This is a genomic window from Streptomyces sp. NPDC050560, assembly GCF_044457285.1.
In the GTDB taxonomy this organism is placed as follows: Bacteria; Actinomycetota; Actinomycetes; order Streptomycetales; family Streptomycetaceae; genus Streptomyces.
Window position 1 is genome coordinate 93,776 of sequence record NZ_JBITGT010000017.1, and the last position, 25,925, is coordinate 119,700.

At 73.6% G+C, this 25,925-nt stretch carries 20 protein-coding genes and 1 riboswitch; of the genes, 13 read left to right on the plus strand and 7 right to left on the minus strand.

Features of this window, described 5'->3' with window-relative positions; all coding sequences use genetic code 11:
• Window positions 1–2: 2 nt before the first annotated feature.
• On the plus strand, window positions 3–968 hold the full coding sequence (locus ACIBIW_RS31245; RefSeq protein ID WP_399340951.1) for an alpha/beta hydrolase: 966 nt from the start codon (window positions 3–5) through the stop codon (window positions 966–968).
• A 16-nt stretch (window positions 969–984) separates the two neighbouring features.
• Here ACIBIW_RS31245 and ACIBIW_RS31250 read toward each other — a convergent pair whose 3' ends face one another.
• A complete protein-coding gene (locus ACIBIW_RS31250; protein WP_399340953.1) occupies window positions 985–2,304 on the minus strand; it encodes a PucR family transcriptional regulator in 1,320 nt (439 codons plus the stop codon).
• Between the two features lie 26 nt (window positions 2,305–2,330).
• Between ACIBIW_RS31250 and ACIBIW_RS31255 the strand changes: the two genes are divergently transcribed.
• From ACIBIW_RS31255 to ACIBIW_RS31265, 3 genes are all read left to right on the plus strand, one after another.
• The gene (locus tag ACIBIW_RS31255; protein WP_399340955.1) at window positions 2,331–3,293 is read left to right on the plus strand and encodes an alpha/beta hydrolase family esterase; all 963 of its coding nucleotides are present in this window, start codon (window positions 2,331–2,333) and stop codon (window positions 3,291–3,293) included.
• A gap of 250 nt (window positions 3,294–3,543) precedes the next feature.
• Window positions 3,544–4,878, plus strand: a complete 1,335-nt coding sequence (locus ACIBIW_RS31260; RefSeq protein ID WP_399341078.1) for an SGNH/GDSL hydrolase family protein — start codon at window positions 3,544–3,546, stop codon at window positions 4,876–4,878.
• A 53-nt stretch (window positions 4,879–4,931) separates the two neighbouring features.
• On the plus strand, window positions 4,932–5,669 hold the full coding sequence (locus ACIBIW_RS31265; protein ID WP_399340957.1) for a polysaccharide deacetylase family protein: 738 nt from the start codon (window positions 4,932–4,934) through the stop codon (window positions 5,667–5,669).
• 113 nt (window positions 5,670–5,782) lie between these two features.
• On the opposite strand, the gene ACIBIW_RS31270 is transcribed toward ACIBIW_RS31265, so the two are convergent.
• Window positions 5,783–6,424: a superoxide dismutase gene (locus ACIBIW_RS31270; RefSeq protein ID WP_399340960.1), complete on the minus strand. Its 642-nt coding sequence runs from the start codon at window positions 6,422–6,424 to the stop codon at window positions 5,783–5,785.
• Window positions 6,425–6,630: 206 nt separating this feature from the next.
• Between ACIBIW_RS31270 and ACIBIW_RS31275 the strand changes: the two genes are divergently transcribed.
• Window positions 6,631–8,856, plus strand: coding sequence for an NB-ARC domain-containing protein (locus ACIBIW_RS31275; RefSeq protein WP_399340962.1), 2,226 nt, complete (start codon window positions 6,631–6,633; stop codon window positions 8,854–8,856).
• Between the two features lie 22 nt (window positions 8,857–8,878).
• Here the strand turns inward: ACIBIW_RS31275 and ACIBIW_RS31280 are convergent, their stop codons facing one another.
• From ACIBIW_RS31280 to gcvT, 5 genes are all read right to left on the minus strand, one after another.
• Window positions 8,879–10,591 carry a hypothetical protein gene (locus ACIBIW_RS31280; RefSeq protein ID WP_399340964.1) on the minus strand — a complete coding sequence of 571 codons (1,713 nt, stop codon included), beginning with the start codon at window positions 10,589–10,591 and terminating at the stop codon, window positions 8,879–8,881.
• Window positions 10,592–10,754: 163 nt separating this feature from the next.
• Entirely contained in the window at window positions 10,755–12,122 is a 1,368-nt protein-coding gene (locus ACIBIW_RS31285) for an L-serine ammonia-lyase (protein WP_399340966.1), read from the minus strand.
• A gap of 150 nt (window positions 12,123–12,272) precedes the next feature.
• Entirely contained in the window at window positions 12,273–13,541 is a 1,269-nt protein-coding gene (glyA, locus tag ACIBIW_RS31290; RefSeq protein ID WP_399340967.1) for a serine hydroxymethyltransferase, read from the minus strand.
• 133 nt (window positions 13,542–13,674) lie between these two features.
• Window positions 13,675–14,055: a glycine cleavage system protein GcvH gene (gene gcvH, locus ACIBIW_RS31295; RefSeq protein ID WP_399340970.1), complete on the minus strand. Its 381-nt coding sequence runs from the start codon at window positions 14,053–14,055 to the stop codon at window positions 13,675–13,677.
• Between the two features lie 144 nt (window positions 14,056–14,199).
• Window positions 14,200–15,351: a glycine cleavage system aminomethyltransferase GcvT gene (gene gcvT / locus ACIBIW_RS31300; RefSeq protein WP_399340972.1), complete on the minus strand. Its 1,152-nt coding sequence runs from the start codon at window positions 15,349–15,351 to the stop codon at window positions 14,200–14,202.
• A gap of 155 nt (window positions 15,352–15,506) precedes the next feature.
• Window positions 15,507–15,602, minus strand: a riboswitch (glycine riboswitch).
• A gap of 385 nt (window positions 15,603–15,987) precedes the next feature.
• Here gcvT and ACIBIW_RS31305 point away from each other — a divergent pair.
• The 8 genes from ACIBIW_RS31305 to ACIBIW_RS31340 all read left to right on the plus strand — a co-directional run bounded on the left by ACIBIW_RS31305 (window position 15,988) and on the right by ACIBIW_RS31340 (window position 25,774).
• The gene (locus ACIBIW_RS31305) at window positions 15,988–16,665 is read left to right on the plus strand and encodes an AAA family ATPase (RefSeq protein WP_399341080.1); all 678 of its coding nucleotides are present in this window, start codon (window positions 15,988–15,990) and stop codon (window positions 16,663–16,665) included.
• Between the two features lie 109 nt (window positions 16,666–16,774).
• On the plus strand, window positions 16,775–17,557 hold the full coding sequence (locus tag ACIBIW_RS31310; RefSeq protein ID WP_399341082.1) for an enhanced serine sensitivity protein SseB C-terminal domain-containing protein: 783 nt from the start codon (window positions 16,775–16,777) through the stop codon (window positions 17,555–17,557).
• Window positions 17,558–17,803: 246 nt separating this feature from the next.
• Window positions 17,804–18,598, plus strand: coding sequence for an enhanced serine sensitivity protein SseB C-terminal domain-containing protein (locus ACIBIW_RS31315; RefSeq protein ID WP_399340973.1), 795 nt, complete (start codon window positions 17,804–17,806; stop codon window positions 18,596–18,598).
• A 517-nt stretch (window positions 18,599–19,115) separates the two neighbouring features.
• A complete protein-coding gene (locus ACIBIW_RS31320; RefSeq protein ID WP_399340975.1) occupies window positions 19,116–20,123 on the plus strand; it encodes an ABC transporter permease in 1,008 nt (335 codons plus the stop codon).
• A gap of 59 nt (window positions 20,124–20,182) precedes the next feature.
• Window positions 20,183–21,961 carry an ABC transporter substrate-binding protein gene (locus ACIBIW_RS31325; RefSeq protein ID WP_399340977.1) on the plus strand — a complete coding sequence of 593 codons (1,779 nt, stop codon included), beginning with the start codon at window positions 20,183–20,185 and terminating at the stop codon, window positions 21,959–21,961.
• Window positions 21,962–22,098: 137 nt separating this feature from the next.
• Entirely contained in the window at window positions 22,099–23,097 is a 999-nt protein-coding gene (locus ACIBIW_RS31330; RefSeq protein ID WP_399340979.1) for an ABC transporter permease, read from the plus strand.
• Window positions 23,094–24,194, plus strand: a complete 1,101-nt coding sequence (locus ACIBIW_RS31335; protein WP_399340981.1) for an ABC transporter ATP-binding protein — start codon at window positions 23,094–23,096, stop codon at window positions 24,192–24,194. Before ACIBIW_RS31330 ends, ACIBIW_RS31335 begins: the two co-directional genes overlap by 4 nt.
• 224 nt (window positions 24,195–24,418) lie before the next feature.
• Complete coding sequence (locus ACIBIW_RS31340) at window positions 24,419–25,774, plus strand: ABC transporter ATP-binding protein (RefSeq protein WP_399341084.1); 1,356 nt, start codon at window positions 24,419–24,421, stop codon at window positions 25,772–25,774.
• Window positions 25,775–25,925: the final 151 nt, after the last annotated feature.

The window sequence follows — 25,925 nt, forward strand, 5'->3', positions numbered from 1 at the left end:
GCATGACGTACCCCTTCGATCCCGAACTGGCAGCCGCGCTCTCCCTGATGGCCGAGGTCGACATCACCGACCTCACGGCCGCCAGGGCGGCGCAGGCCGCCGAGCTGAAGGCGGCGCTCGCGGAGGCCGACGAGCGCGGGACCGAGATCTCCCACACCCACGCCCCCGGCGGGAACGGCGGCCCCCCGGTGCCGCTGCGGATCTACCGGCCCGAGGGCGCCACGGGGCCGCTGCCCGCGCTGCTCAGCCTGCACGGCGGCGGCTTCGTCCTCGGCTCGCCCGACGCCGACCACGAGCTGAGCCTGCGGCTCTGCCGCGAACTGCCCGCCGTCGTCGTCGCCGTGGACTACCGGCTCGCCCCCGAACACCGCTTCCCCGCCGCCCTCGACGACTGCTACGCCGCCCTGTGCTGGCTCGCGGCACACGCCACGGGGCTCGGCGCCGACCCCGCCCGCATCGGGATATGGGGGGACAGCGCGGGCGGGGGACTCGCCGCGGGGGTGGCGCTGCTCGCCCGCGACAGGTCGGGCCCCGCGATCCGCCTCCAGCACCTGCACAGCCCCGCCCTCGACGACCGCCTCGCGACCTTGAGCGCCCGCCGCTTCACCGACACCCCGGTGTGGAACCGCCGCAACGCCTGGCTGAGCTGGCAGCGCTACCTCGGGCCCGGGGTGCCGGGCAGCTCGGGCGTCACCGGTTACGCGGCGCCCGCCCGCAGCGCGGACCTGGCCGGGCTGCCGCCCGCGTACATCGCCGTGATGGAGTTCGACCCGCTGCACGACGAGGGGGTGGACTTCGCCGGGGCGCTCGCCGCCGCCGGGGTCCGGGTCGACCTCAGGAGCTACCCGGGCACCTTCCACGGCTGCGCCGCCGTCGCACACTCCGCCGTGGCCCGCCGCATCACCGACGAGGCACTGGGCGCGCTCCGCGAGGGTCTCGGCCCGCTGCCCGAGGGATCACGCAGATGAGCGTCGCCCGCACGGATCACCCCGCACCGGCCCCCGTACCCCCGGCGCCACCGGCCCCCGTACCCACACCGCCCCCGTCACCCGCACCGTGCCCGGCGCCGCCCGCGCCCCCGCCGTCCCAGGCGCCGTCCGCCGCACCATCTCCCACACCGCCCCGCGTCCCGCTCGCCCCGCCGTCCCCCGCACCGTCCCCCGTCGCGTCGTCCGAACGGGAGAGCCGCCAGGCGTACAACGCGAGTTGGGCCCTCAGCAGCCCGCCCGGGTCGCCGAGCCGCCAGCCGAGTGCCGACTCCACCTGCGCCAGCCGCGCGGCCACCGAGCTGTGGTGCAGATGCAGCGCCGCCGCCGCCCTGCGCAGCGACCCGTGCCGGCAGAACGCCGCGAGGGCGGCCACGCTCAGCTCCGCACCGTCCCGCCCGGCCAGTTCCGCAAGCGCCCGCACCCCGGGCTCGGCGCGCAGCCGGGCGGCGGGCAGGTCGGCGAGCAGCGCGAGCGGTCCCAGCGCGTCGTGGTCGACCACCTCGTCCTCGGGGCCGCCGCCCGCCGCGAACCGCAGCGCCGTGCGCGCCTGCGCCCAGGAGAGCGGCGCCAGTTCCGCCGCCACGCTGCCGCCTATCCCGAAGCGCGTCCCCGCCACCCGCGCCCCGCCCCCGCGCAGCTCGCGGGAGCGCTCGACGACCGTGCGGCGCAGCGCCGCGGCGGGGGAGTCCGCGCCGTCCCGCGGCTGAACAAGCGTCGCGGTGAGCCGCCCCACCGCCGCGACCCGCACCACGGCGGGCAGCGCGCTGCGGGCCAGCAGCGCCACCGTCTCCACCCCCGGCTCCGCGCCGGGGCCCGCGTCGGCGGCCGCCACCCTCAGCGCCCTGGCCGGGTTCAGACCGAGCAGCCGAAGCGCCCGCACCCGGTCGGCCGCCGCCTCGCGGCCCGAGAGCGCCAGCTCCACCAGCGCGGGGTCGGCCGCCTGCGGCGCCCGGCCGCCGTGCCCCGCACCGCCCATCCGCGCCGCGAGCGCCAGCCATTCGAGTACCAGCGCGTCCAGCGGCCCCGGCGCGCCCGCACGCTCCAGCCACACCCGCCCGCCCCCGGGCAGCTCCACACTCCCCGAGACCCGCCCGGGCGCCCCGGGCAGCGTCGACCCGTCGGGCGCGCACCGCACCCGGTGTCCTTCGGCCGGCTCCATCCCCGCGGGACACCGCGCGAGACCGGCGGTCGACCGCACCAGTACCAGCGGTTCGACCGGGCCGCCGCCCAACAGCGCCTGGAAATGGGCGATCACCCGCACCGCGGCGGCGGCGTCCGCGTCCAGCGACGACAGGCGCAAAAGCAGACCCTTCACCTTCGCAGTCTAGAAAGGGCATGAGCATGACGACCAGAGCCGCACCGCCCCGGGCCGCCGCCCGCCGCCCCCGCACCCTCGCCGCCGTGCTGTTCGGCGCCGTACTGCCGCTGCTCGCCGCGCTGTTCCTCGGCGCGCCCCCGGCCTCCGCGGCCACCCTCACCGAGGTCACGGGCTTCGGCGACAACCCCAGCAACCTGCGGATGCACGTCTATGTGCCCGACGGCGCGGGCGCGGGCGCGCCCCTGCTGGTGGCCGTGCACTACTGCACGGGCTCGGGCCCCGCGTTCTACTCGGGCACCGAGTTCGCCGCGCTCGCCGACCGCTACGGCTTCCTCGTCGTCTACCCGTCGGCGACCCGCAGCGGCCAGTGCTTCGACGTCTCCACCTCCCAGGCGCTGCGCAGGGGCGGCGGCAGCGACCCGGTCGGCATCATGTCGATGGTCACCTACGCCGAGGACACCTACGGCGCCGACCCCGACCGCGTCTACGTCACCGGCGCCTCCTCGGGCGGCATGATGACCAACGTCCTCCTCGGCGACTACCCCGACGTGTTCCAGGCGGGGGCCGCGTTCATGGGCGTGCCGTTCGGCTGCTTCGCCACCGACGACGGCTCCGGCTGGAACAGCACCTGCTCGGGCGGGCAGCTCACCCACACCGCCGGGGAGTGGGGCGACCTCGTCCGCGCCGCCGACCCCGGGTACGGCGGGCCGAGGCCCCGTATGCAGCTCTGGCACGGCACCGCGGACACCACGCTGGACTACGCCAACTTCGGCGAGGAGATCAAGCAGTGGACCGACGTACTCGGCGTGGGCCAGATGCCGGTGTCCAGCGACGCCCCGCAGCAGGGCTGGACCCGTACCCGCTACGGCGACCCGGGTGACCGGGCGCCCGTCGAGGCGGTCAGCGTCCAGGGCGTCGGCCACTCGCTGCCGCAGCCGGGGATGGCGGCCCGCGCGATCACCTTCTTCGGCCTCGACCAGCCGTAGCCGACACCGCGCCGCACCGGTCCGCCCCCGCCGCACGCACCACCCGCACCACCCGCCACGTACACCGTGTGCCCCACGCACACCCCTGTGTCCACCCGGTGGCCGTCACACCACTGCACCCCAGGAGAGGCCGGAAGTGAAGAGAAGCACCGACAAGTCCCTGGCCCCCGCGCGCCAGCGCCTGGCCGGACCCCCCGAGGCCGCCGTGCCTCCGGCGCCCGCCGCCCGCCGCTTCCGGTCGGCGAAGGCCCTGGCCGCCGTGGTGCTCGCGCTGTGCCTCGGCGCGGCGGGAGCCGCGTTCGGCGCCGACGGCGCGGCGCACCGGGCGGCCGGGGCGCCCGGCACGGAACACCGCGCACAACCGGCCCCCGGCGACCACTGGGTGGACACCTGGACGGCGACGCCGCAGCTCACCGAGGACACCAACATGCCGCCCGCCCCCTTCACCGGCGACGGCGAGGTGCTGGTCGACAGCACCCTGCGCCAGACCGTCCACGTCTCCGTCGGCGGCGAACGGCTCAGGCTGCGCTTCTCCAACGCCTTCGGCGGCGCCCCGCTGCCCCTCACCGCGGCCTCCGTGGCGCTGCCCGCGGGCGGCGCGGCGGGGGCGAGCGCGACCGAGCCGGGCTCCGCCAGGCCGCTCACCTTCCGCGGCCGGGCCGGGACGACGGTGCAGCGCGGCGCCCAAGTGGTGTCCGACCCGCTCGACTTCACCGTCGGGCCCGGCGCCGACCTCACCGTCACCCTCTACCTCGCCCGGGGCCAGGCGTCCACCGACATCACCTCGCACCCCGGCTCGCGCACCGCCTCGTACCTGGTCCGCGGCGACCACCTCGACGACACCGGCCTGCCGGGCGCCGCGTCGGTGGAGCACTGGTACTTCCTCAGCGGCGCCGAGGTGTGGTCGCCGCGCGCCACCCGCGCCACCGCCGTGCTCGGCGACTCGCTCACCGACGGCCGCGGCTCCACCAGCAACCGCAACGACCGCTGGCCCGACCAGCTCCGCGCCCGGCTGCTGGCGGACCCGGGCACCGCGGGCAACGCGGTCGTCAACCAGGGCGCGGGCGGCAACCGCGTCCTCAACGACGGCCTCGGCCCCGCCGGGGTGGCACGGCTCGACCGCGACGTGCTCGCCCAGTCGGGGGTCACCTCGCTGATCGTCTTCGAGGGTGTCAACGACATCGGCACCGCGCCCGCCGACGAGGCGAGCCAGCAGCGCGTCGCCGACGACCTGATCTCCGCCTTCGACCAGATCGTCGTCCAGGCCCACGCCCAGGGCATCCGCGTCTACGGCGCCACCCTCACCCCCTTCGGCGGCTACGCCGACTACGACGACCCGGACGGCAACCGCGCCGCGGCCAGGCGCACCGTCAACGACTGGATACGCACCGGCGGCCGGTTCGACGCCGTCGTCGACCTGGACCGCGCCGTGCGGGACCCCGGCCTGCCCGGCCGGGTGAACCCCGCGTACGACGTCGGCGACCACCTGCACCTCAACCCCGAGGGCTACGGAGAACTCGCCGCGGCCTTCCCGCTCGACCTGTTCCACGACCGGCGGCTCCCGCCCGGCTCCGGCTTCGACTGAGCCCGCCGGGACCCGCACCGCCCCCGCCCCCCGACTCCCCACAGGAGAGCAGCATGTTCCGCCACGCACGCAAGCATCTGCGCACCGCCGCCGCCACGCTCACCGTGGCCGCCGCGGCCTTCGCCGCCACCCCCGCGCACGCCACCGCCCAGGGCCCCGCGGGCGCCGGCCTCTGGGCCGACTGCTCGGGCGGCTACGTCGGCCTCACCTACGACGACGGCCCGAACCCCTCGTCCACCACCGCGCTGCTGAACGCCCTGAACGCGGGCGGCGCCAAGGCCACCTTCTTCATCTGGGGCGAGCACGCCCAGCAGCACCTCGACCTGCTGCGCGCCGAGCAGTCCGCCGGGATGTGGATCGGCAACCACACCTGGAACCACCCGCACATGACCCAGATAGGGGAGCCGGCCGCGTACAACCAGATCGCCGACACCCAGAACATCATCCAGCAGACCATCGGCGTCAGGCCCACGCTCTTCCGCCCGCCCTACGGTGAGACCAACGCCCAGATCAGGAACGACGAGCTGCAACTCGGCCTCACCTCGGAGGTGCTGTGGAGCGTCGACTCCCAGGACTGGAACGGCGCGAGCACCCAGCAGATCGTGCAGGCCGCCGCCACCCTGCAACCTGGCGGCATCATCCTGATGCACGACGGCGGCTACCAGACCACCATCGCCGCCGTCCCGCAGATCCTGAGCAACCTCTCCTCCCGGCACCTGTGCCCCGGCCAGGTGAACACCGTGCGGGACGCCGCCACCGGGCAGTACCGGGTGACGGCCGTGGCCCCGTAAGAGAAGGGCCCCCGCGAGTCACGTCCTCGCGGGGGCCCTTCCTCTGTCCGTCCGCCGTGAAGGCTGAGAAGACGATCACGAGGCGGACGCCTGGGGGCCGGGCGGCGGCCCGGTCAGGGGGCGAGCAGCAGGGTGCCCGCGCGCTCCTTGGCCGCGGCGTGGCGCCTGGCCACGTCCTGCCAGTTGACGACGTTCCACATCGCCTCGATGAAGTCCACCTTCTGGTTCTTGTACTGGAGGTAGAAGGCGTGCTCCCAGGCGTCGAAGACCAGGATCGGCACCGAGCCCTGGCCCACGTTGCCCTGGTGGTCGTAGATCTGCTCGACGATGAGGCGCCCGCTCACCGGCTCGTACGCGAGCACGCCCCAGCCGGAGCCCTGGGTGGTGGCCGCTGCCTTGGTGAGCTGCGCCTTGAAGCCCGCGAAGGAGCCGAAGGACTCCGCGATCGCGTCGGCGAGGTCCCCCACCCCGTCCGCGGCCAGCGGCTCACCGCCGCCGTCGCCCGTCATGTTGTGCCAGTAGATCGAGTGCAGGATGTGCCCGGAGAGATGGAACGCGAGGTTCTTCTCCAGCCCGTTGACCGCCCCCCACGTCCCCTTGTCCCGCGCCTCCGCGAGCTGTTCGAGCGTGTCGTTGGCGCCCTTCACATAGGCGGCGTGGTGCTTGTCGTGGTGCAGCTCGACGATCTGCGGGTCGATGACCGGTTCGAGGGCCGAGTAGTCGTACGGCAGTTCCGGCAGCGTGTACGTGGCCACGTCTCATGCCTCCAGGTCCTTATTGCAATCTATATGCAACTGCACGCTAGCAGCATCTGCAACAGGAAAGCGCCAAGGGGCGCACCGCCGCGTCCGCCCCGGCGGCCCGCCGACCCCGCCCCGGTACCGCTGACGGGGCGTCGGCTACCCATTTGCCGGAGCGCTCTCTACGGTTGGCGGAGGGGCTGCGGCCGAGAGGGGGAGCGGTGGACGAGGAGCAGGGCGAGGGCGCGCGGCCCGTGGAGCCGGGCGGGGCGCGCAACGTCATCACCGGCGGCGACTTCGCGGGGCTCGTCCTCCAGGTCAGCGGCTCGGTCGGCCAGATCACCTACACCCCGCCCGCCACCGCGGGCCGTTCCCCCTTCGAGGTGCCCCCGCTCACCTTCCGCCCCGTCGACCAGCAGCAGTACCTGGACTTACTCGACCGCTTCGTGGGCGGCGCGGGGCGCGAGGACCGCGGTATCGGATACGGCGCCATCGACGGACTGCCGGGACTCGGCAAGACCACCCTCGCCCGGCGCTGGGCGGGGCGCAGCAACGGCCTCTTCCCCGACGGGCAACTCTTCGTGGACTACGGGGAGTTGCGCAGACGCGCCGCGGTCGGCGGTGACGTCGGTGCCGCCCTGTTCCACTGCCTTGTCACCCTCGGCTGCGACGCCACGGCCATCAAGCCCTCGGTCGAGGAGCGGCGGGAGCAGTACCGGTGCGCCACCCGCGGTCGGCGCATCCTCGTGCTGCTCGACGACGTCAGCCACCCCGGGCAGGTCAGCGCCCTGATCCCGGAGGGTTTCGGCAGCGCCGTGCTCGTCACCAGCACCCGCAGGTTCCCCGAGCTGTACCTCGACGGCGCTCGCCCGATCTCGGTGGCGCCGCTCGACCGGGCGAGTGCCCTCGAACTCCTCGCGGAGGTCGCGGGCGAGACACGTACCGCCGCAGAACCGGCCGCCGCCGAGCGGCTCGTGGAGCTGTGCGGACGGGTGCCGAAGGCGATCTGGCTGGTCGCGACCCGGCTGCTGGACGACGTCCTGACCATCGCCGAGCTTGTCGGGGAACTGGCCGACGAACGCCGCCGGCTCGCCGGCATCGGAATGGGGGAGGAGAACTCCATGTCCGCCGCGCTCGAAGTGGCCTACCGTGACCTCGGCGCCGACGCCGCCCGCATGTACCGGACGCTGGGGCTGCTGCCCTGCCGCACCTTCGACCTGGGCACGGCCGCGGCGGCGGCCGACGTCGACACCACGACCGCCAGGGCCCTGCTGCGGCAACTGCGCGCCACCAACTTCCTCGACCCCGCGGGCGACGGCCGCTACCGCCTCCACGACCTGGTCAGGCTGCACGCCCGCGAGCGCGCCGAGCGCGACCCCGGGACCGACGAGAAGGCGGTCGCGCTGCGCGTGGCCACCCGCTACCTGGCCCAGGTCGCCTGGGCCGACCGCGCCCTGCGGGCCGACCGGCTGCGCCTGGCACGCCTCGGCGACCTGCTCGACCGGGTGCCCGACCCCTTCGCGGGCGGCGGCCCGGCGCTCGACTGGCTCGAAGCCGAGCGCGCCAACATCATGGCGGTGCTGCGCGCGGCGCACCGCCACCACCTGGACGGTGTGGCGGCGCCGCTCGCCGAGGGCTTCGTCGCGCTGTTCCTGCACCACCGCCACCTCGACGACTGGCTGAACTCGCTCGACCTCGGCAGCCGCTGCGCCGCCCGGGCCGGCCTGACCGCCCTGGAGGCCAGGCTCCGCAGCCTGCGCTCGCGCCCGCTGCTGGACCTCGGCCGGTACGACGAGGCGTACGAGGAGCTGACCAGGGCCGCCGCACTCGCCGCCGGCTCGGGACACGCCGTACTCCAGGGCTCCGTGCAGGAGTTCCTCGGCCGCTACTGGGACAGGAGGGACCCACCCACCGCGGTCCTCGCCTACCGCGAGTCGCTGCGGTTCAACACCGAGGCGGGGGAGGAGCGCGGCGCCGCCATCGCCCGCCTCTTCCTCGGCCAGGCGCTCGCCGCCACCGCGAGGGACCTGGGCGACGAGTCCCTGGCGCGCGCCAGGCGCGCCGAGGCGCTGCTGACGCTGGAGAAGTCACACGCCGCGTTCCTCGCCCTGCCCGCGCCCGACGTACGGATGGCGGCCCGCGCCCAGGCCGCCGTCGGCGCCCTGCGCGGACGGCTCGGCGACACCGCCACGGCCGAGGACGAGCTGCGCGCGGCGATCGACACACTGCACCAGGTGGAGGGCCCGCACTACGAGGCCGGGGCCCGGGTCGCCCTCGCCGACGTCCTCCAGGCCGCGGGCGCCCCCCTCGACGCGGTACGGGAGCAACTGGCCGCGGCCCACACGATCTACGCCGACGGCGACAGCCCGGAAGCCGAGGGCGTCAGGCGGCGCCTGGAGACACTGGGACCCGCCGCCGACGAGGAGCAGGGCGACACCCCCGTATGACGGGCCGCCCGGCGCGTGCGGCTCAGCCCGCCGGGCGCGTGCCGTGTCTGAGCCGGATCGAGACGTCCTGCGCACGCCCCGCGTCGACCCGCAGCGCCACCAGGGCGCCGTCCGGCTCCACCTCCCCCTCGCACAGGCAGGCATAGACCGCCGCGGCGGGAACGCCCGCGTCGAGGGCGGGCCCCGTCGTGGCGACCTCGTACACCCGCCCGTCGCGCAGCCCCACCAAAAACTGCCGCGGCCCCAGCGGCACCGCCGCGACCCTGCTGCCGGGCACCGCGCGCAGGGTGTCCCCGATCCAGGCGAGCGCCTCGACCGCGGCCCGTACCGGCTCGCCGCGCACCAGGACCGCCGCGCTCTGGGTGAGCTGCGCGTCGGCCTCACGGTCGTCGCAGGCGAGATGGAGGAGCGCGTCCTGCGGCTCCGTCCACTCCTCGAAGACCGCCGCGGGACGACGGCGCACGGCCACGGTGCGCCGCCCGCCGTCCCTGGCGAGGTCGGTCGCCACCATCCAGGATGTGACCGGCCGCGCCGCCACCGCGGGCGGCGGCAGCCGCCGGGCCCGCGGCGCGGGCGACTCCGGCTCAGAGAGACCCACCAGCCGGTACAGCGCGTCCCGCAGCCGGTCGAGCGCGTGCCCCTCGTCCGCGAACGCGGCCGCCGCCACGGCCCGTGCCGCGCCCTGCCCGTCCCGTACCGCCGCCGCGATCTGCCGCCCGCGCTCACCCCTGCCGCCGAGCCGTGGCGCCGTCGCGCCCAGCGCCGTGATCGCCGTCCCCGGCACCGCGTCGTCCCCGAACGCGCCCAGCAGCACCGGCTTGCCCAGCGCCGCCCCGTACAGCGTCACACTGCCGTGGTCCCCCACCACGGCGTGCGCGGCGACCAGCGCCTGGCGCCACTCGTGCACGGGCGGCACCAGCAGGAGACCGGCGTCGAGGGCGTCGGCGAGCAGGGTCTCGATGTGCCAGGCACCGTGCGCCGACCACACGTTGGGGTGCAGCACCAGCGCCACCCGGTAGCGGTCGTACGGCAGCTCCGCGAGGAGCTGCGCGGGCAGGTCGGGCCGCCGCCCGATCAACGACGCGGGCCCCCAGGTCGAGCTGAGCACCACGAGCCGCCTGCCATCGCCCGCGCCGAGCGCCGCCCGGTAGGAGTCCGCCAGCGACAGGCTCGCCGAGAGCCCGTCGAGCACCGGGTCGCCCACCAGCAGCGTGCGGCCCGCGGCCTTCGGCTGCGCGGCGACCAACTGCCGCTCCTGGTCCGGGTGCGACACCGCGAGCCAGGCACGCCCCGACTCCAGCCACTCGTCGGGCACCATCCCCGACACCCGCGTCCCCGGGCCGCGCGCGTCGGGCACCAGCTTCTGGAACCCGACGCCGTGCGGCAGCACCAGCACCGGGCAGTCGCCCCGCGGCAGGTCGAGGTTCTCGCTCGCGGTGACGATGAGGTCGGGACTGACCGAGCCGAGCTGCGGCCACGGCAGCACCCGGCAGCCCGCGGCGCGCAGCGCCCCGAGGACGCCCTCGTTGAACGCGGAGGTCGGATCGAAGGCGTAGACGACGTCGAGACGCCGGTCCCCGCGCAGCAGCGCGGGCAGCGTCTCCAGCAGCCGCACGGTGGAGGTCAGCGTCCTGACGGCGGCGACGAGGACCCGCCGCCCCCCGAACGTCCGCCAGCGGGAGGCGCCGGGACCCACCAGGAGACCCGCGCCGCCCGGCGCGCCCGGCCCGCTCATCCCCCGCCCCCGCCCGCACGCGGCACGGTGCACCCGTGCCACCGCACGCGGGCCGCGGCCCCGGCGGGCGTCGGCTCCTGCCACCACGGTGAGATCTCGGGCACGCGCTCCACGGTACCGGCGCCCCTCACGCCCGCGGCCGGCCCCGGCAGCCCCGCCGCCCTCAGCACTCGATGATGTTCACGGCGAGCCCGCCGCGCGCCGTCTCCTTGTACTTGACGCTCATGTCGGCGCCCGTCTCGCGCATCGTCTTGATGACCTTGTCGAGGGAGACCAGGTGGTTGCCGTCGCCGCGCATCGACATGCGGGCCGCGGTGATGGCCTTCACCGCGGCCATGCCGTTCCGCTCGATACAGGGGATCTGCACCAGGCCGCCCACCGGGTCGCAGGTCAGGCCGAGATTGTGCTCCATGCCGATCTCGGCCGCGTTCTCCACCTGCTCGGGGGTGCCGCCCAGCACCTCGGCGAGCGCGCCCGCCGCCATCGAGCACGCCGAGCCCACCTCGCCCTGGCAGCCCACCTCGGCGCCCGAGATCGACGCGTTCTCCTTGAAGAGCATGCCGATCGCCCCCGCCGCCAGCAGGAAGCGCACCACGCCCTCCTCGTCGGCGCCCGGCACGAAGTCCAGGTAGTAGCGGAGCACCGCGGGGATGATGCCGGCCGCGCCGTTGGTCGGCGCGGTCACCACCCGGCCGCCCGCGGCGTTCTCCTCGTTCACCGCCATCGCGTACAGCGTCACCCACTCCATCGCGCGCGCCGCGGGGTCGCCCTCCGCGCGCAACTGCCGCGCCGAGGACGCCGCGCGCCTGCGCACCTTGAGGCCGCCGGGCAGCAGCCCCTCACGGGACATGCCGCGCGCCACGCAGTCCCGCATCACCCGCCAGATCTCCAGCAGTTCCGCGCGCACCTCGCCCTCGGTGCGCCACGCCCGCTCGTTCTCCAGCATCAGCGCCGACACCGAGAGACCGGTCTCCCTGGCCCGCGCCATCAGCTCGTCGCCGGTGCGGAACGGGTGCGTCAGCTCCGTGTCGTCGAGGGCGATACGGTCCGTGCCCACCGCGTCCTCGTCCACCACGAAGCCGCCGCCGACCGAGTAGTACGTCTTCTCCAGCAGCGCCCGCCCGGCCGCGTCCGCCGCGCGCAGCGTCATGCCGTTGGCGTGGTACGGCAGCGCCCGCCTGCGGTGCAGCACCAGGTCGCGGTCGGTGTCGAAGCCGATCTCGTGGGTGCCGAGCAGCGGCAGCCGCCCGGTGGCGCGCATACGGTCCGTGCGCTCCTGCGCCGTGTCGACGTCGACGGTGCGCGGGGACTCGCCCGCGAGGCCGAGCAGCACCGCGCGCGGGGTGCCGTGTCCGTGCCCCGTCGCGCCGAGCGAGCCGTACAGCTCCGCGTGGACGGTGTGCGTCCGCTCCAGCAGGCCCTCGCCCCGCAGCCGCCGCGCGAACATCCGGGCCGCCCGCATCGGGCCGACCGTGTGGGAGCTTGAGGGTCCGATGCCGACCGAGAACAGGTCGAAGACCGAGAGGGCCACGGATGACTCCTTGCTGGCGTGGCACGCCGTCGGCCGCGGGGTGCGCGGCCCGTGGGTGGCAGGGCGCGGGCACCGCGCCCCGGTCGGGGTGCGCGCTGCCACGGTCAAGCGTACGAAAGGCCCCGGGGCGGTGCCCCGGGGCCGCGGGCGCTACAGGTTCGGATACAGCGGGTGCTTCGCCACCAGCGCCGTCACCCGCCCGGCCAGCGCCTTCGTGCCGGACTCGTCGAGGTCCGGCTTCAGCGCCCCGGCGATGACGTCGGCGACCTCGCGGAAGTCCTCGGCGGCGAAGCCGCGGGTGGCGAGCGCGGGGGTGCCGATGCGCAGCCCCGAGGTGACCATCGGCGGACGCGGGTCGTTCGGCACGGCGTTGCGGTTGACGGTGATGCCGATCTCGTGGAGCCGGTCCTCGGCCTGCTGCCCGTCGAGCCGGCTGTCGCGCAGGTCGACGAGGACCAGGTGGACGTCGGTGCCGCCGGAGAGCACCGAGACGCCCGCCGCCGCGACGTCCTGCGCCACCAGGCGCTCGGCGAGGATCGCCGCGCCCTCCACGGTGCGCCGCTGGCGCTCCTTGAAGTCCTCGCTCGCGGCCACCTTGAACGCGACCGCCTTCGCCGCGATGACATGTTCGAGCGGCCCGCCCTGCTGGCCGGGGAACACCGCCGAGTTGATCTTCTTCGCGAGATCCGCGGTGCTGAGGATGACGCCGCCGCGCGGGCCGCCGAGGGTCTTGTGGGTGGTGGTGGTCACCACGTGCGCGTGCGGCACCGGGTTGGGGTGCAGACCGGCCGCGACCAGGCCCGCGAAGTGGGCCATGTCCACCATCAGGTACGCGCCGACCTCGTCGGCGATCCTGCGGAACGCGGCGAAGTCCAACTGCCTCGGGTACGCGGACCAGCCCGCGACGATCAGCTTCGGCCTGCTCTCCTTGGCCAGCCGCTCCACCTCGGCCATGTCGACGCGCCCGGTCTCGCCGTCCACGTGGTAGGCGACCACGTGGTACAGCTTGCCGGAGAAGTTGATCTTCATGCCGTGGGTGAGGTGGCCGCCGTGGGCGAGGTTCAGGCCCATGATGGTGTCGCCCGGCTTCAGCAGCGCGAACATCGCGGCGGCGTTGGCCTGGGCCCCCGAGTGCGGCTGGACGTTGGCGTGCTCGGCGCCGAACAGCTCCTTCACACGGTCGATCGCGATCTGCTCGACCACGTCGACGTGCTCGCAGCCCCCGTAGTAGCGGCGGCCCGGGTAGCCCTCCGCGTACTTGTTGGTGAGCACGGAGCCCTGCGCCTCAAGGACGCCGACGGGCGCGAAGTTCTCCGAGGCGATCATCTCCAGCGTGGACTGCTGGCGGCGCAGCTCGGCGTCGACGGCGGCGGCGACGTCCGGGTCGAGCTGGTGGAGCGGGGTGTTGAGAAGCGACATCACGGGTCCCTGGGGAGTCTGGTCCCGGCGGCGTGCCGCGCGGGACGGTCACGGAGGGCGCCTGCGCACCGGCGGCGGCCCCGGCGCTCCACGGGGGAGCGCGGGCCGCCCGCGGGCGCGGCGGCGCGGGGGCCTACTCGGAGGCCGAGAACTCGCCGTACTCGGCGGCGGTGAGCAGGTCGTCCGGCTCCCCGGCGACACGCACCCTGAACAGCCAGCCGCCCTCGTACGGCTCGGAGTTCACCAGCGAAGGGTCGTTCGCCACGTCCTCGTTGACCTCGGTCACCTCGCCGCTCACCGGCGAGTAGAGGTCGCTGACCGACTTCGTCGACTCCAGCTCGCCGCAGGCGTCGCCCGCGGTGATGGCCGCGCCGACCTCGGGGAGCTGGGCGAAGACGACGTCGCCGAGGGAGTTGGCGGCGTACTCGGTGATACCGACCGTGGCCACGCCGTCGGCGGTGGGCGTCACCCACTCATGCTCTTTGCTGTAGCGAAGGTGCTCGGGATTGCTCATGGCTGAATTCTCCTGTACGCGGGGGACTGCTCAGTACGGGGTCTTGCCCAGTGGGACGGGGCTCCCGCCCGGTGGGACGGTGCGCGGCGGCGCCCCCGCCATCCTCTGCGGGGGCACGGCGCCGCCGGGGAACCGGCGCGCGCTTCAGCTCCCGCGCCGGTAGAACGGCAGCGCCACGAGGTCGTACGGCTCCGCCGCGCCCCGGATGTCGACGGCGATCCCGGGGGCGCCGGGGGCCGCGTGCGCGGCGTCCACGTAGGCCATGGCGATGGGCGCCCCGAGGGTGGGGGAGGGGGCGCCCGAGGTGACCTCGCCGACCGGCGCGCCGTCGGCGAGCACCCGGTACCCGGCCCGCGGCACCCTGCGGCCCCGCGCGACGAGCCCGACGAGCACCCGCGGCGGGGCGGACTCGGCGCGCCGCGCCGCCTCCTCCAGGGCGTCCTTGCCGACGAAGCCGCCCTCCTTGCCGAACTTCACGATCCGGCCGAGCCCGGCGTCGAACGGGGTCAGCTCCGTGGACAGCTCGTGCCCGTACAGCGGCATGCCCGCTTCGAGCCGCAGCGTGTCACGGCAGGCCAGCCCGCACGGCACGAGGCCCGCGTCCGCGCCCGCCTCGGTGAGCGCCGCCCACAGGCCCTCGGCGTGCTCGGGCGCGACGAACAGCTCGAAGCCGTCCTCGCCCGTGTACCCGGTGCGCGCGATCAGCGCGGGCACCCCGGCGACCGTGCCCGGCAGCCCCGCGTAGTACTTCAGACCCTCAAGCGCGGCGTCCGTGAGCCCGCCGAGGATGCCGGCGGACGCCGGGCCCTGCACCGCGAGGAGCGCGTACGCGTCGCGGTCGTCGCGCACGCGCGCGTCGAAGCCTTCCGCGCGCTCCGTGAGGGCGTCGAGCACCGTGCGTGCGTTGGCGGCGTTGGCGACGACCAGGTACGTCGTGTCGTCGAGCCGGTAGACGATCAGGTCGTCGAGGATGCCGCCGTCCGTGCGGCAGATCATGGTGTAGCGGGCCCGTCCGGCGCGCAGGGTGCCGAAGGCGCCCACCAGGGCGTGGTCGAGCGCGGCGCCCGCCTCCGGGCCCGTGACGGTGATCTCGCCCATGTGGGACAGGTCGAAGAGCCCGGCCGCGGTCCTGACGGCGCTGTGCTCCCCGCGCTCGCTGCCGTAGCGCAGCGGCATGTCCCATCCGGCGAAGTCGGTCATGACGGCACCGAGGGAGCGGTGCACGGCGTCGAGGGCGGTACGGCGCGGGGCGCCCGGCTGTTTTGGCGGCGCGGCGGCGCGCGGGGCATGGGTCATCGGCTGGCTCCAGGGCAGGACGGGCGGGTGACTTCCTCCCCATCTGTCATCGGAACCTGAGAGCTTCACCGGGGGCGTCCGACGCGCGGACTGCTGCCGTCCCGGCTTGCACCTTCGGTGGGACCGCCCGTGGGCGGCCCGCTTTTCAGATGCGCCTCGCCCGCGCGGTATCGGGGCCTGAGAGATTCAAGGGAGGAACTTGCTCCTTCGGCGCCCCGGCCGGTGGCCGGGAACTCTCCCGCGCGGATTCAAGCGGCCGTTATGGAGTTTGCGCGCACATCATGGCACGCGCGCGTGCCGGGCGCCCGGGCGGTGGTGCGTCTCCGGGCGCCGCGACGGGTCCGCGACCCGCGCGGGCGCCGGTACGTGAGCGGTACGGGGGCGGTACGGAGCCCTGCGGGAAGGGCGCCGCGGGGCGGGGCGGCCGGGGGCGCGAGGCGGCCTCGTGCGGGGCCGCGCGCGTGTGACCGGCGCCGGACGGCGGCCACGGGCCGTACCGACGACGCGATCCGGCCATAAGCAGAGACACCCTTGTGCGGCATTACCGTTTCTTTACACTCGGGTCAGGGCCCTGACACGACCGCACGGGGGAGGCCGATCACGGTGCCGGCATCCGACACGACCCCCATGTCCGGCATGTCCGTCACCGCGCCCGACGCGGCCGCCACGACAGCCATGCCCGGCGTGTGGGACCTCAGGGGCCGCCCCGGGGCCGTCCCCGCGGAGCTGTGGTTCGACGCGGGGGACCTCGTCGTGGTCTCGGGGCTGCCGGGCAGCGGCAAGTCCACCCTGATCCGCCGCACCGTACGCACCGCCACGGGCGTCATGGACGCCACGGCCACCGCAGGCACCGCGGCAACCGGCGCCCACGGCGCCCACCGCCTCGACTCCCAGGACGTCAGGGAACGCTTCGCGCGCCGCGTGCACCCGAGCCTGCCCTACGCCCTCTACCGCCCCCTGGTACGCCTCGCGCACTACGCGCGCCTCCTGCGCGCCCTGCGCTCCGGGCGCGGGCTCGTGGTGCACGACTGCGGCAACAGGCGCTGGGTGCGCGCCCTCCTCGCGTGCGCGGCGCGCCGCCGCGGCGGCGCCCTGCACCTGCTGCTGCTCGACGTCGCGCCCGACGCCGCCCTCGCGGGGCAGCACGCGCGCGGGCGCCGCGTCTCCCGCCACGCCTTCGGCGCGCACCGCAGGGCCTTCGCCCGCCTCCTGGAGCGCGTCGCCGCCACCGGGCCGCCACCGGGCTGCGCGAGCGTCCTGCTGTTCGACCGCACCGCCGCCGACACCGTACGGACGCTCGGCTTCCGCCGCTGACGCGCCCCGCGTGCACCACGCCCCTGTTCGAACGCCGTCAACACCGCGCCCGGCAAGGGTTAAGGTGCGTCCCGCAGTACAGGACACAGGTGTGGAGCAAGCGTTGAACATGGACATACCGGTGGAGTCCGCGCCGTACGCGTACGGCGCCTGGCCCGTCAACGAGTTGGAGCAGGTGCTCTCCGCCGCCCTGGCGGGCGGCGCACCCTCGGCCGCCGCGCGCGTCGTCGAGGTGCTGGCCCGCAGCCATGTGTGGGTGCCCCTGCCCAACGGCGGCAGCCCCGGCCACCCCGATCTCGACCTGCCCACCCTGGAGATCGCGGGCCAGGCGTACGTCCCGGTGTTCAGCTCCGAGCAGCAGTACCGCCAGGTCGTCGGCGGGCACATGGCGTGCACCGTCGCCCCCGCCGTCGAGTTCGCCCGCGGACTGCCGCCGCAGCTCGGCATCGCGCTCAACCCCGACGGCGCCGTCGGCATCCCGCTGCCCCCGCCCGCCGTCGCCGAACTCTGCCGCGCGGGCCGCACGGAACTGGACGGCGCGGGCGGCGGCCGGGTCAGGCTCTTCCCGCCGGACTGGCAGGACGACCCCCTGGACTTCCTCACGGCGGCCGCCGAGGAGTTCGCCGCCACCGGGGTCGTCACCACCGCGCGCCGCTGCCTCGCGAGCGTCGAGGGCGGCCCCACCCAGCTCTTCGTCGGCGTCCAGACCGACCGCTTCGAGGACGAGGCGCTCCACCTGCCCATGGCCGCCCTCGGGCGCGCCCTCGGCCGGGTGCCGGTGCGCTGGGAGGTCAACCTGATCCTGCTCGACGTCGCACGCGACCCCGTCACCGACTGGATGCGGGACCAGGTGCGGCCGTTCTACGCGCGCGCCACACCCGGCACACCGTGATGCCGGCCCGCGCGCCGTGCCGGTGTCAGCGGCGCCGATTAAGGTGGTTTCATCAGTCGGTGGGCAGCGGCACGGCGCCGCCGCCCCCCGATGCCCGGGAAGCGCGGGACAGAGCAGCAGAAAAGCCGCGGGACAAGGCAGTACAGCGCGGCACGAGGCAGGGCAACGCAGGACATCGCGGTGCGTATCGAGGCGGCCGACCGGCGGCGGCCGTACGGGGCGCGGCACGGAGGGGCGGTCAAGAGGGTGAGTGCGTCGGGCACGGCAGCGGCCGGGCAGGTCGAGCGCATGCTGCGCCAGGTCACCCCGGGACGCTATGACGCCTACGAGTCCCTGCTGCGGGCGCTCGCCGACCCGGCCGCGGGGCAGGTGTGGATGCTGCTGTGGCACGGCCAGGCGGGCTCACCCGACGCCCAGTACGGCAACATCGAGGTGGACGGCCTCGGTTACACCCCCTGCATGACGTCCCCGCAGGAGCTGGCCGCCAGCGGCTGGAACCGCTCGTACGAGGTCATCGGCGGTGTCGACATCGCCCGCACCCTCTACCCCGACCACTACGGCCTCTGGCTCAACCCCCACGCCCCCGGCGGCGGAGTCGGCGTGCCCTGGCTCGACCTGCGCAGGATCGCCCTCGGCCTCGACACCACGCCCTCGGGGCCCCTCAGGATCGCCGAACCGTCCATCGAGATCCCGCAGTTCTACGCGCTGCTGACCCAGCAGGCGCACCGCACCGCCGCCGTGCGCGCGCTGCACCGCGCCTGGGTGCAGCCCAGCCTCGGCCAGCCGCACCTCGCCATCGGGCTCGACGTGTACGACACCGGCGGCCCCGCCGTGGCCTCCGTGCGGTCGATGATGCAGCAGTCGATCGGCGCGGTGCCCGAGGGGCTCTCCGTGTCGACCGTCGCGGTCTCCGACCCGCACGACCCGGTCGCCATGTGGTTCCGCGCCCGCTCCCGGCCCTTCTACCACCGCGAGGCCCCCCAGGGCGCCCCCGCGGCCCACGCCCCGGCCGGTTACGGCTACCCGCCCCCCGCGGGCTGACCGCCGCCCCCCGCAGGTACGTTCACGCCCCGTACCGCCCCATCCTTCACACCCGCACACCTTCACCCCCGTAACGGGCATGACGCCCTTTCCGGGAACAACCGCCTCCCCTCACTCGGGTCACCGACGCCCCCCGCGCCCCCCGCCGTCTCGCCCGTCGGAAGGGCGTCCGGCGCGGCCGACCGCTGTATCAAGTCGTGTAACGGCGGTGTTTCCGCAGGTCCATGGGGAATTCACGCCCTAAGGAGCGAAACGGGAGGAAGGGGCACCGTCCGGCTCCCGTGCGGTCGCGTCCGGATAACGCAACATCCCTGACAGGGTCACGGTTGGGCATCCTTTCCCTGTCAAGTCTGGCAACAGATCGCAACCGCGATGAAGACTCCCGCAGCAAGGGCGGACAGATGACCCCGCCCCGGCACAGAACAGCACCACAGCACGACGGAACCACGGCCGCCACAGCGGCGACTGCGGCAACTGCGGATCGGCCACCCGCCGGTTGAGAGGGGTCCCTGGCGCGATGACGGCACCACTGCACGAGCCGACGGCGGAAGCGGCGCCGAACGCGGCCGCCGAAGCGGCAGCGGCGGTCCCACCCGGGAAGGCGGTGCAGGGCCGCTCGCTCGGCCGGATCGCCTGGGAGCGGCTGAAGCGCGACAAGCTCGCCCTGACCGGCGGCGTCATCGTCGTCGTCCTGATCCTCGTGGCCGTGTTCGCGCCGTTCATCGCGGACCTCGCGGGGCAGTCGCCCAACGAGCACCACGAGGACCTGATCGACCCCCTGTTCTCCACCCCCACCGGATCGTTCGGCGGGATGAGCGGCGACCACCTCCTCGGCGTGGAGCCGGTGAGCGGCCGCGACGTGTTCGCCCGCGTCGTCTACGGCGCCCGGATATCCCTGCTGGTGGGCTTCCTCTCGGCGGTCGTCGCCGTCATCCTCGGCACCGTCCTCGGCACCCTCGCCGGCTACTTCGGCGGCTGGCTCGACGCCCTGATCAGCCGGATCATGGACATGCTGCTGTCGTTCCCGCAGCTCCTTTTCATCATCGCCCTGGTCTCCGTGATGCCCAACTCCCTGCTCGGGCTGAGCGGCACCGGCGTCCGGCTGTTCGTGATGATCCTCGTCATCGGCTTCTTCGGCTGGCCCTACGTCGGCCGCGTGGTGCGCGGACAGACGCTCTCGCTGCGCGAACGCGAATACGTCGACGCCGCCCGCAGCCTCGGCGCCGGCCGTGGCTACATCCTCTTCAAGGAACTGCTGCCCAACCTGGTCGCGCCGATCATCGTCTACAGCACGATGATGATCCCGACCAACATCCTCACCGAGGCCGCCCTGAGCTTCCTGGGCGTCGGCGTGAAACCGCCCACCGCCTCCTGGGGGCAGATGCTGTCCTCCGCGCTCAGCTACTACGAGTCCGACCCGATGTACATGATCGTCCCAGGTCTGGCGATCTTCGTCACCGTTCTTGCGTTCAACCTCTTCGGCGACGGCGTGCGCGACGCGCTCGACCCGAAGGGCTCCCGCTGACCCACCGCCGTACCCCACAGGGCCCCTGCCGGGCCGCACAACCCACCGGAGGAAGCATCGTGACTACCCAACGCACCTCAGGCCGGCGCAAACAGGCCGTGGCGTTCGGCGCCGCGCTCGCTGCACTGCTGGCGACGGCGGCGTGCGGCGGTGGCGGCAGTGACAACGATGGCAGCGGCGGTGGCGGCGCCGCCGGGTTCGACGCCGCGAACAACAAGGTCGCCAACGCCTCGTCGCACAAGGGCGGTGTCCTGAAGTACGCCGCCACCCAGGACGCCGACTCCTGGGACCCCACGCGCTCCTACTACGGGTTCGCCTGGAACTTCGAGCGCTACTACGCCCGCACCCTGATCAGCAACAAGACCGAGCCGGGCAAGGCGGGCGCCGACCTCACCCCGGACCTCGCCACCGGGCTCGCGAAGGTCAGCGCCGACGGCAAGACCTACTCGTACACCCTCAGGCCCGGCGTCACCTGGGAGGACGGCAAGCCGATCACCTCCGAGGACGTCAAGTACGGCATCGAGCGCTCCTGGGCGCAGGACGTGCTCTCCGGCGGCCCGGTGTACCTCAAGGACACCCTGGACCCGGACGGCAAGTACAAGGGCCCCTACAAGGACACATCCAAGGGCGGCCTGAAGGCCATCGAGACGCCCGACGCCAAGACGATCGTCTTCCACCTCCCGAAGCCCAACTCGGACTTCGAGGAGATGCTGTCGATGGCCCCGGCCGCCCCGGTGCGCGCCGACAAGGACACCAAGTCCAAGTACGGGCTCCACCCGTTCTCGTCCGGGCCGTACAAGTTCCAGTCGTACAGCCCCAACAAGGACATGACGCTGGTCCGCAACCCGAACTGGAAGCAGTCGTCCGACCCGGTCCGCAAGGCGCTGCCCGACAAGATCACCGTCAAGATCTTCAGCAACGCGGACGACATGGACAACCAGCTCATCTCCGGGAACTACGACGTGTTCCTCGGCCAGACGGGCCTCGCCCCGCAGGGCCGCGCCAAGGCCCTCAAGGAGCACAAGAACAACCTGGACAACCCGCTCCTCGGCTACATCCGCTACGGGGTCTTCCCGCAGGAGGTGGCCCCGTTCGACAACATCCACTGCCGGATGGCGGCCATCTACGGCGCCGACCACAAGTCGCTCCAGACGGCGCGCGGCGGCCCGGAGGCCGGCGGTGACATCGGCACCAACATGCTGCCCGCCGCGGTCCCCGGCTCCGAGGGCCAGAAGTACGACCCGTTCGGCCTCGCCAAGAACGACGGCAAGCCCAACGTGGCCAAGGCCAAGGCCGAGCTGAAGGAGTGCGGCAAGCCGAACGGCTTCAAGACCACCATCGCGGTCCGCAACAACAACCCCGTCGAGGTGGCGAGCGCCGAGTCCCTCCAGGCGTCCCTGACCAAGGTCGGCATCAAGACCGACATCGACCAGTACGACGGTTCGCAGACGGCCGGCATCATCGGCAACCCGAAGGTCGTCAAGCAGAAGAACTACGGCATCATCATCATGGGCTGGGGCCCGGACTTCCCGTCCGTCCAGGGCTACGGGCTGCCGCTGTGGGGCAGCAAGTACATCCTCGACAGCGGCAACAACAACTACGCCATGATCAAGGACAAGACGATCGACAGCGCCTTCACGCAGTTCGTCGGCGAGCAGGACGACGCGAAGAAGGCCGAGATCGCCACGTCCATCAACCACAAGGTGATGGAGGGCGCGTACTACCTCCCCTTCACCTTCGAGCGGACCATCAACTGGCGTTCGGACCGGCTGACCAACGTGTACACGACCAACGCGTACTCGGGTCAGTACGACTTCATCAGCCTGGGTCTCAAGTAAACCGGCCCGGCGCACCCGCCATACGGCACGAAAGGCAGGTGAAGGCCGAGGCGGCGTGAACGCGGAAGGCACGGGGCCCTCCCGGCACAGGCCGGGAGGGCCCCGGGGCCCCGCGGGGCGCCGACGGGCCGTAAGCCGTGGTCACATTCCTCCTCAGGCGGCTGATGGCCGTCGTCGTGATGCTCGTGGTCATCGTCGTGGTGGTCTTCGGCATCTTCTTCCTCATCCCGAAGTGGACGGGCGTCGACGTCGCCACCATGTACGTCGGCAAGACGTCGAGCGCGGAGGCGCTCCAGGGCGTCCGGGAGAAGCTCCAGCTCGACGACCCGATCTGGACGCAGGTCCTGGAGTTCTTCAAGGGCATCTTCGCGGGCCGCACCTACTCGGGCGGCGGCGACGTCACCCACTGCGCCGCGCCCTGCTTCGGCTACTCGTTCAAGAACGAGCAGGCGATCTGGCCCGTGCTCACCGACCGCCTCCCGGTGACGGTGTCGCTGGCCGTCGGCGCGGCCATCCTGTGGCTGCTGTTCGGCGTCGCCGCCGGCGTCCTGTCCGCGCTCAGGCGCGGCAGCCTGTGGGACCGCTCCGCGATGGTGGTGGCGCTCTCCGGGGTGTCGCTGCCGATCTTCTTCACCGCGATGCTGTCGCTGGCGATCTTCGACTACGGGCTCGGGTGGATCAACTCCGGCTACCACTCCTTCGGCGACAGCCCGGGCGGCTGGTTCCAGGGCATGCTGCTGCCGTGGATCACCCTGGCGTTCCTGTACGCCGCGATGTACGCGCGCATCACCCGGGCCACCATGCTCGAAGTGCTCGGCGAGGACTACATCCGCACGGCCCGCGCCAAGGGCCTCGGCGAGCGCGTGGTGATCGGCAAGCACGCCATGCGCTCCACCATGACCCCCCTGCTGACCATGCTCGGCATGGACCTCGGCGCCCTCGTCGGCGGCGCGATCCTCACCGAGACCGCGTTCAGCCTCCCCGGCCTCGGCCAGGCGGTGCTGAAGGCGATCAGCGACCGCGACCTGCCCGTCATCCTCGGCGTCGTCATGATCACCTCGATCGCGGTGATCCTCGCCAACCTCGTCGTGGACATCCTGTACGCCGTGATCGACCCCCGAGTGAGGCTCGCATGACCGACCTCAGCAAGACCGGCGCGGCGCTGGGCGAGCCCGTACCGTCCCCCTCCACCGCCCCCTCCGCGTTCCTCGAAGTACGCGACCTCAAGGTGCACTTCCCCACCGACGACGGCCTGGTGAAGTCCGTCGACGGCCTCAGCTTCCAGTTGGAGAAGGGCCGCACCCTCGGCATCGTCGGCGAGTCGGGCTCCGGCAAGTCCGTCACCTCGCTCGGCATCATGGGCCTGCACAGCATCGGGCAGTACGGCAAGCGCAAGCCGCAGCTCTCCGGCGAGATCTGGCTGGACGGCAGGGAGCTGCTGAGCGCGCCCCAGGACGACGTGCGCCGGATGCGCGGCCGGGACATGGCCATGATCTTCCAGGACCCGCTGTCCGCACTGCACCCGTACTACACCGTCGGCAAGCAGATCGTGGAGGCGTACCAGGTCCACCACACCGTCGACAAGAAGACCGCCCGCCGCCGCGCGATCGAGATGCTCGACCGGGTGGGCATCCCGCAGCCTGACAGGCGGATCGACAGCTATCCGCACGAGTTCTCCGGCGGCATGCGCCAGCGCGTCATGATCGCGATGTCGCTGGTCAACAACCCCGAACTGCTCATCGCCGACGAGCCGACGACGGCCCTCGACGTCACCGTGCAGGCCCAGATCCTCGACCTGATCAGGGACCTCCAGAAGGAGTTCGGCTCCGCGGTCATCATCATCACCCACGACCTCGGGGTGGTGGCGGAGCTGGCCGACGACATCCTCGTGATGTACGGCGGGCGCTGCGTGGAGCGCGGCCCCGCGGAGAAGGTGTTCTACGAGCCGCGCCACCCCTACACCTGGGGCCTGCTGGGCTCCATGCCGCGCCTCGACCGGGAGCAGACCGACCGCCTCGTGCCGGTGAAGGGCTCCCCGCCCTCCCTGATCAACGTGCCGTCCGGCTGCGCCTTCAACCCGCGCTGCCCCTACGCGGACCTGCCGAAGGACAACCTCACGCGCACCGTGCGGCCCGAGCTGACGGAGATCACCGGCAGGCACTGGGCGGCCTGCCACCTGACGCAGGAGCAGCGGGAGCGTATCTGGACCGAAGAGATTGCGCCGAAGCTGTGAGCGACGACACCCAGAACACCCCAGACACCCCAGACACCCCGGACAGCCAGGACGGCCAGGCCGCTGACAGCCAGACCGCTCAGGGCCCTCAGGGCGCCCAGGGCGCCCAGGGCGCCCAGGGCGCCCAGGGCGCCCAGGACACAGGGAAGACCGGCAGGGCCGGGAAGGACGTCGGCGCCGCGGGCGCGGGGCGGGCCGGGAGCCTCCGGAAGGCGGAGGGCGCGGTGCGCGCCGCCGGGCACGGTGAGACCCTGCTGCGGGTCTCCGGGCTCCAGAAGCACTTCCCCATCAGGAAGGGCCTGTTGCAGCGCCAGGTCGGCGCCGTGAAGGCCGTCGACGGCATCGACTTCGAGGTGCGCGCGGGCGAGACCCTGGGCGTGGTCGGCGAGTCGGGCTGCGGCAAGTCCACCATGGGACGGCTGATCACCCGGCTGCTCGAACCCACCGCGGGCCGCGTCGAGTTCGAGGGCACGGACATCACCCACCTCGGGGTCGGCGGCATGCGCCCGCTGCGCCGCGACGTCCAGATGATCTTCCAGGACCCGTACTCGTCGCTGAACCCCCGGCATACCATCGGCACCATCGTGGGCGCCCCGTTCCGGCTCCAGGGGGTCACCCCCGAGGGCGGGATCAAGAAGGAGGTGCAGCGGCTGCTGGAGACCGTGGGGCTCAACCCCGAGCACTACAACCGGTATCCGCATGAGTTCTCCGGCGGCCAGCGCCAGCGCATCGGCATCGCCCGCGCGCTCGCCCTCAAGCCCCGCCTGGTGGTCGCCGACGAGCCGGTCTCCGCGCTCGACGTCTCCATCCAGGCCCAGGTCGTCAACCTCCTCGACGACCTCCAGGACGAACTCGGCCTCACCTACGTGATCATCGCCCACGACCTGTCGGTGGTACGGCACGTCTCGGACCGCATCGCGGTGATGTACCTGGGCAAGATCGTGGAGCTGGCCGACCGCAGCAGCCTCTACAACACGCCGCTGCACCCGTACACCAAGGCGCTGCTGTCCGCCGTGCCGATCCCCGACCCGCGGCGCCGCAACGCGCGCAGCGGGCGCATCCTGCTCAAGGGCGACGTGCCGTCGCCGATCGCCCCGCCGAGCGGCTGCCGCTTCCACACCCGGTGCTGGAAGGCGACCAAGATCTGCACCACACAGGAGCCCCCGCTGCTCGAACTGCGCCCGCACCAGGTCGTCGCCTGCCACCACCCGGAGAACGCGCCCGACCAGGCCCCCGAGGACACGGAGCTGCTCTCCGCGGCCGTCGAGGCGGTCGAACTGGTCACGGTCGGCGCGGACGAGTCGCCGGTCGGGGCATCGGCCCCGGAGAAGCCGGCCGCCGTGACTCCGGCGGGGACGCCGGGGGAGGCCGACGCCGCGGGGGAGCCCGATGCCGCGGGAAAGCCCGACGCCGCGGGGAAGGCCGACGCTGCGGGAAAGCCCGACGGCGCGGGAAAGGCCGCGGCTGCGGAGTCGGCCGAGGCTCCCGCGCGGGCCGACGCCGAGTCCCCGGCGGACGACGCCGAGCCCTCGGGGGACGGCGCGGGCAAGGGCGCTGCGGGGCCGTCGGGCGAGGAGTGACAGGCCCCCCTGGGCGGCGCCGCAACGGGGCGGCGCCCAGGGGTGTTTACGGCGTACGCGTGCGTGAAGGCGTACGCGTACGTGGGGCGCGAGGCGCGGGCAGGGGCGCGTTGCGCGCGTGCGCGCGTGGTGGGCGACTTGGGGCTACGTA

Bases quoted from the DNA above. Each gene is read 5' to 3' on its own strand.
- ACIBIW_RS31245 (WP_399340951.1), top strand. From the start codon at position 3: ATGACGTACCCCTTCGATCCCGAACTGGCAGCCGCGCTCTCCCTGATG.
- ACIBIW_RS31255 (WP_399340955.1), top strand. From the start codon at position 2,331: ATGACGACCAGAGCCGCACCGCCCCGGGCCGCCGCCCGCCGCCCCCGC.
- ACIBIW_RS31265 (WP_399340957.1), top strand. From the start codon at position 4,932: ATGTTCCGCCACGCACGCAAGCATCTGCGCACCGCCGCCGCCACGCTC.
- ACIBIW_RS31280 (WP_399340964.1), bottom strand. From the start codon at position 10,591: ATGAGCGGGCCGGGCGCGCCGGGCGGCGCGGGTCTCCTGGTGGGTCCC.
- glyA (WP_399340967.1), bottom strand. From the start codon at position 13,541: ATGTCGCTTCTCAACACCCCGCTCCACCAGCTCGACCCGGACGTCGCC.
- gcvH (WP_399340970.1), bottom strand. From the start codon at position 14,055: ATGAGCAATCCCGAGCACCTTCGCTACAGCAAAGAGCATGAGTGGGTG.
- gcvT (WP_399340972.1), bottom strand. From the start codon at position 15,351: ATGACCCATGCCCCGCGCGCCGCCGCGCCGCCAAAACAGCCGGGCGCC.
- ACIBIW_RS31305 (WP_399341080.1), top strand. From the start codon at position 15,988: ATGTCCGTCACCGCGCCCGACGCGGCCGCCACGACAGCCATGCCCGGC.
- ACIBIW_RS31310 (WP_399341082.1), top strand. From the start codon at position 16,775: ATGGACATACCGGTGGAGTCCGCGCCGTACGCGTACGGCGCCTGGCCC.
- ACIBIW_RS31320 (WP_399340975.1), top strand. From the start codon at position 19,116: ATGACGGCACCACTGCACGAGCCGACGGCGGAAGCGGCGCCGAACGCG.
- ACIBIW_RS31335 (WP_399340981.1), top strand. From the start codon at position 23,094: ATGACCGACCTCAGCAAGACCGGCGCGGCGCTGGGCGAGCCCGTACCG.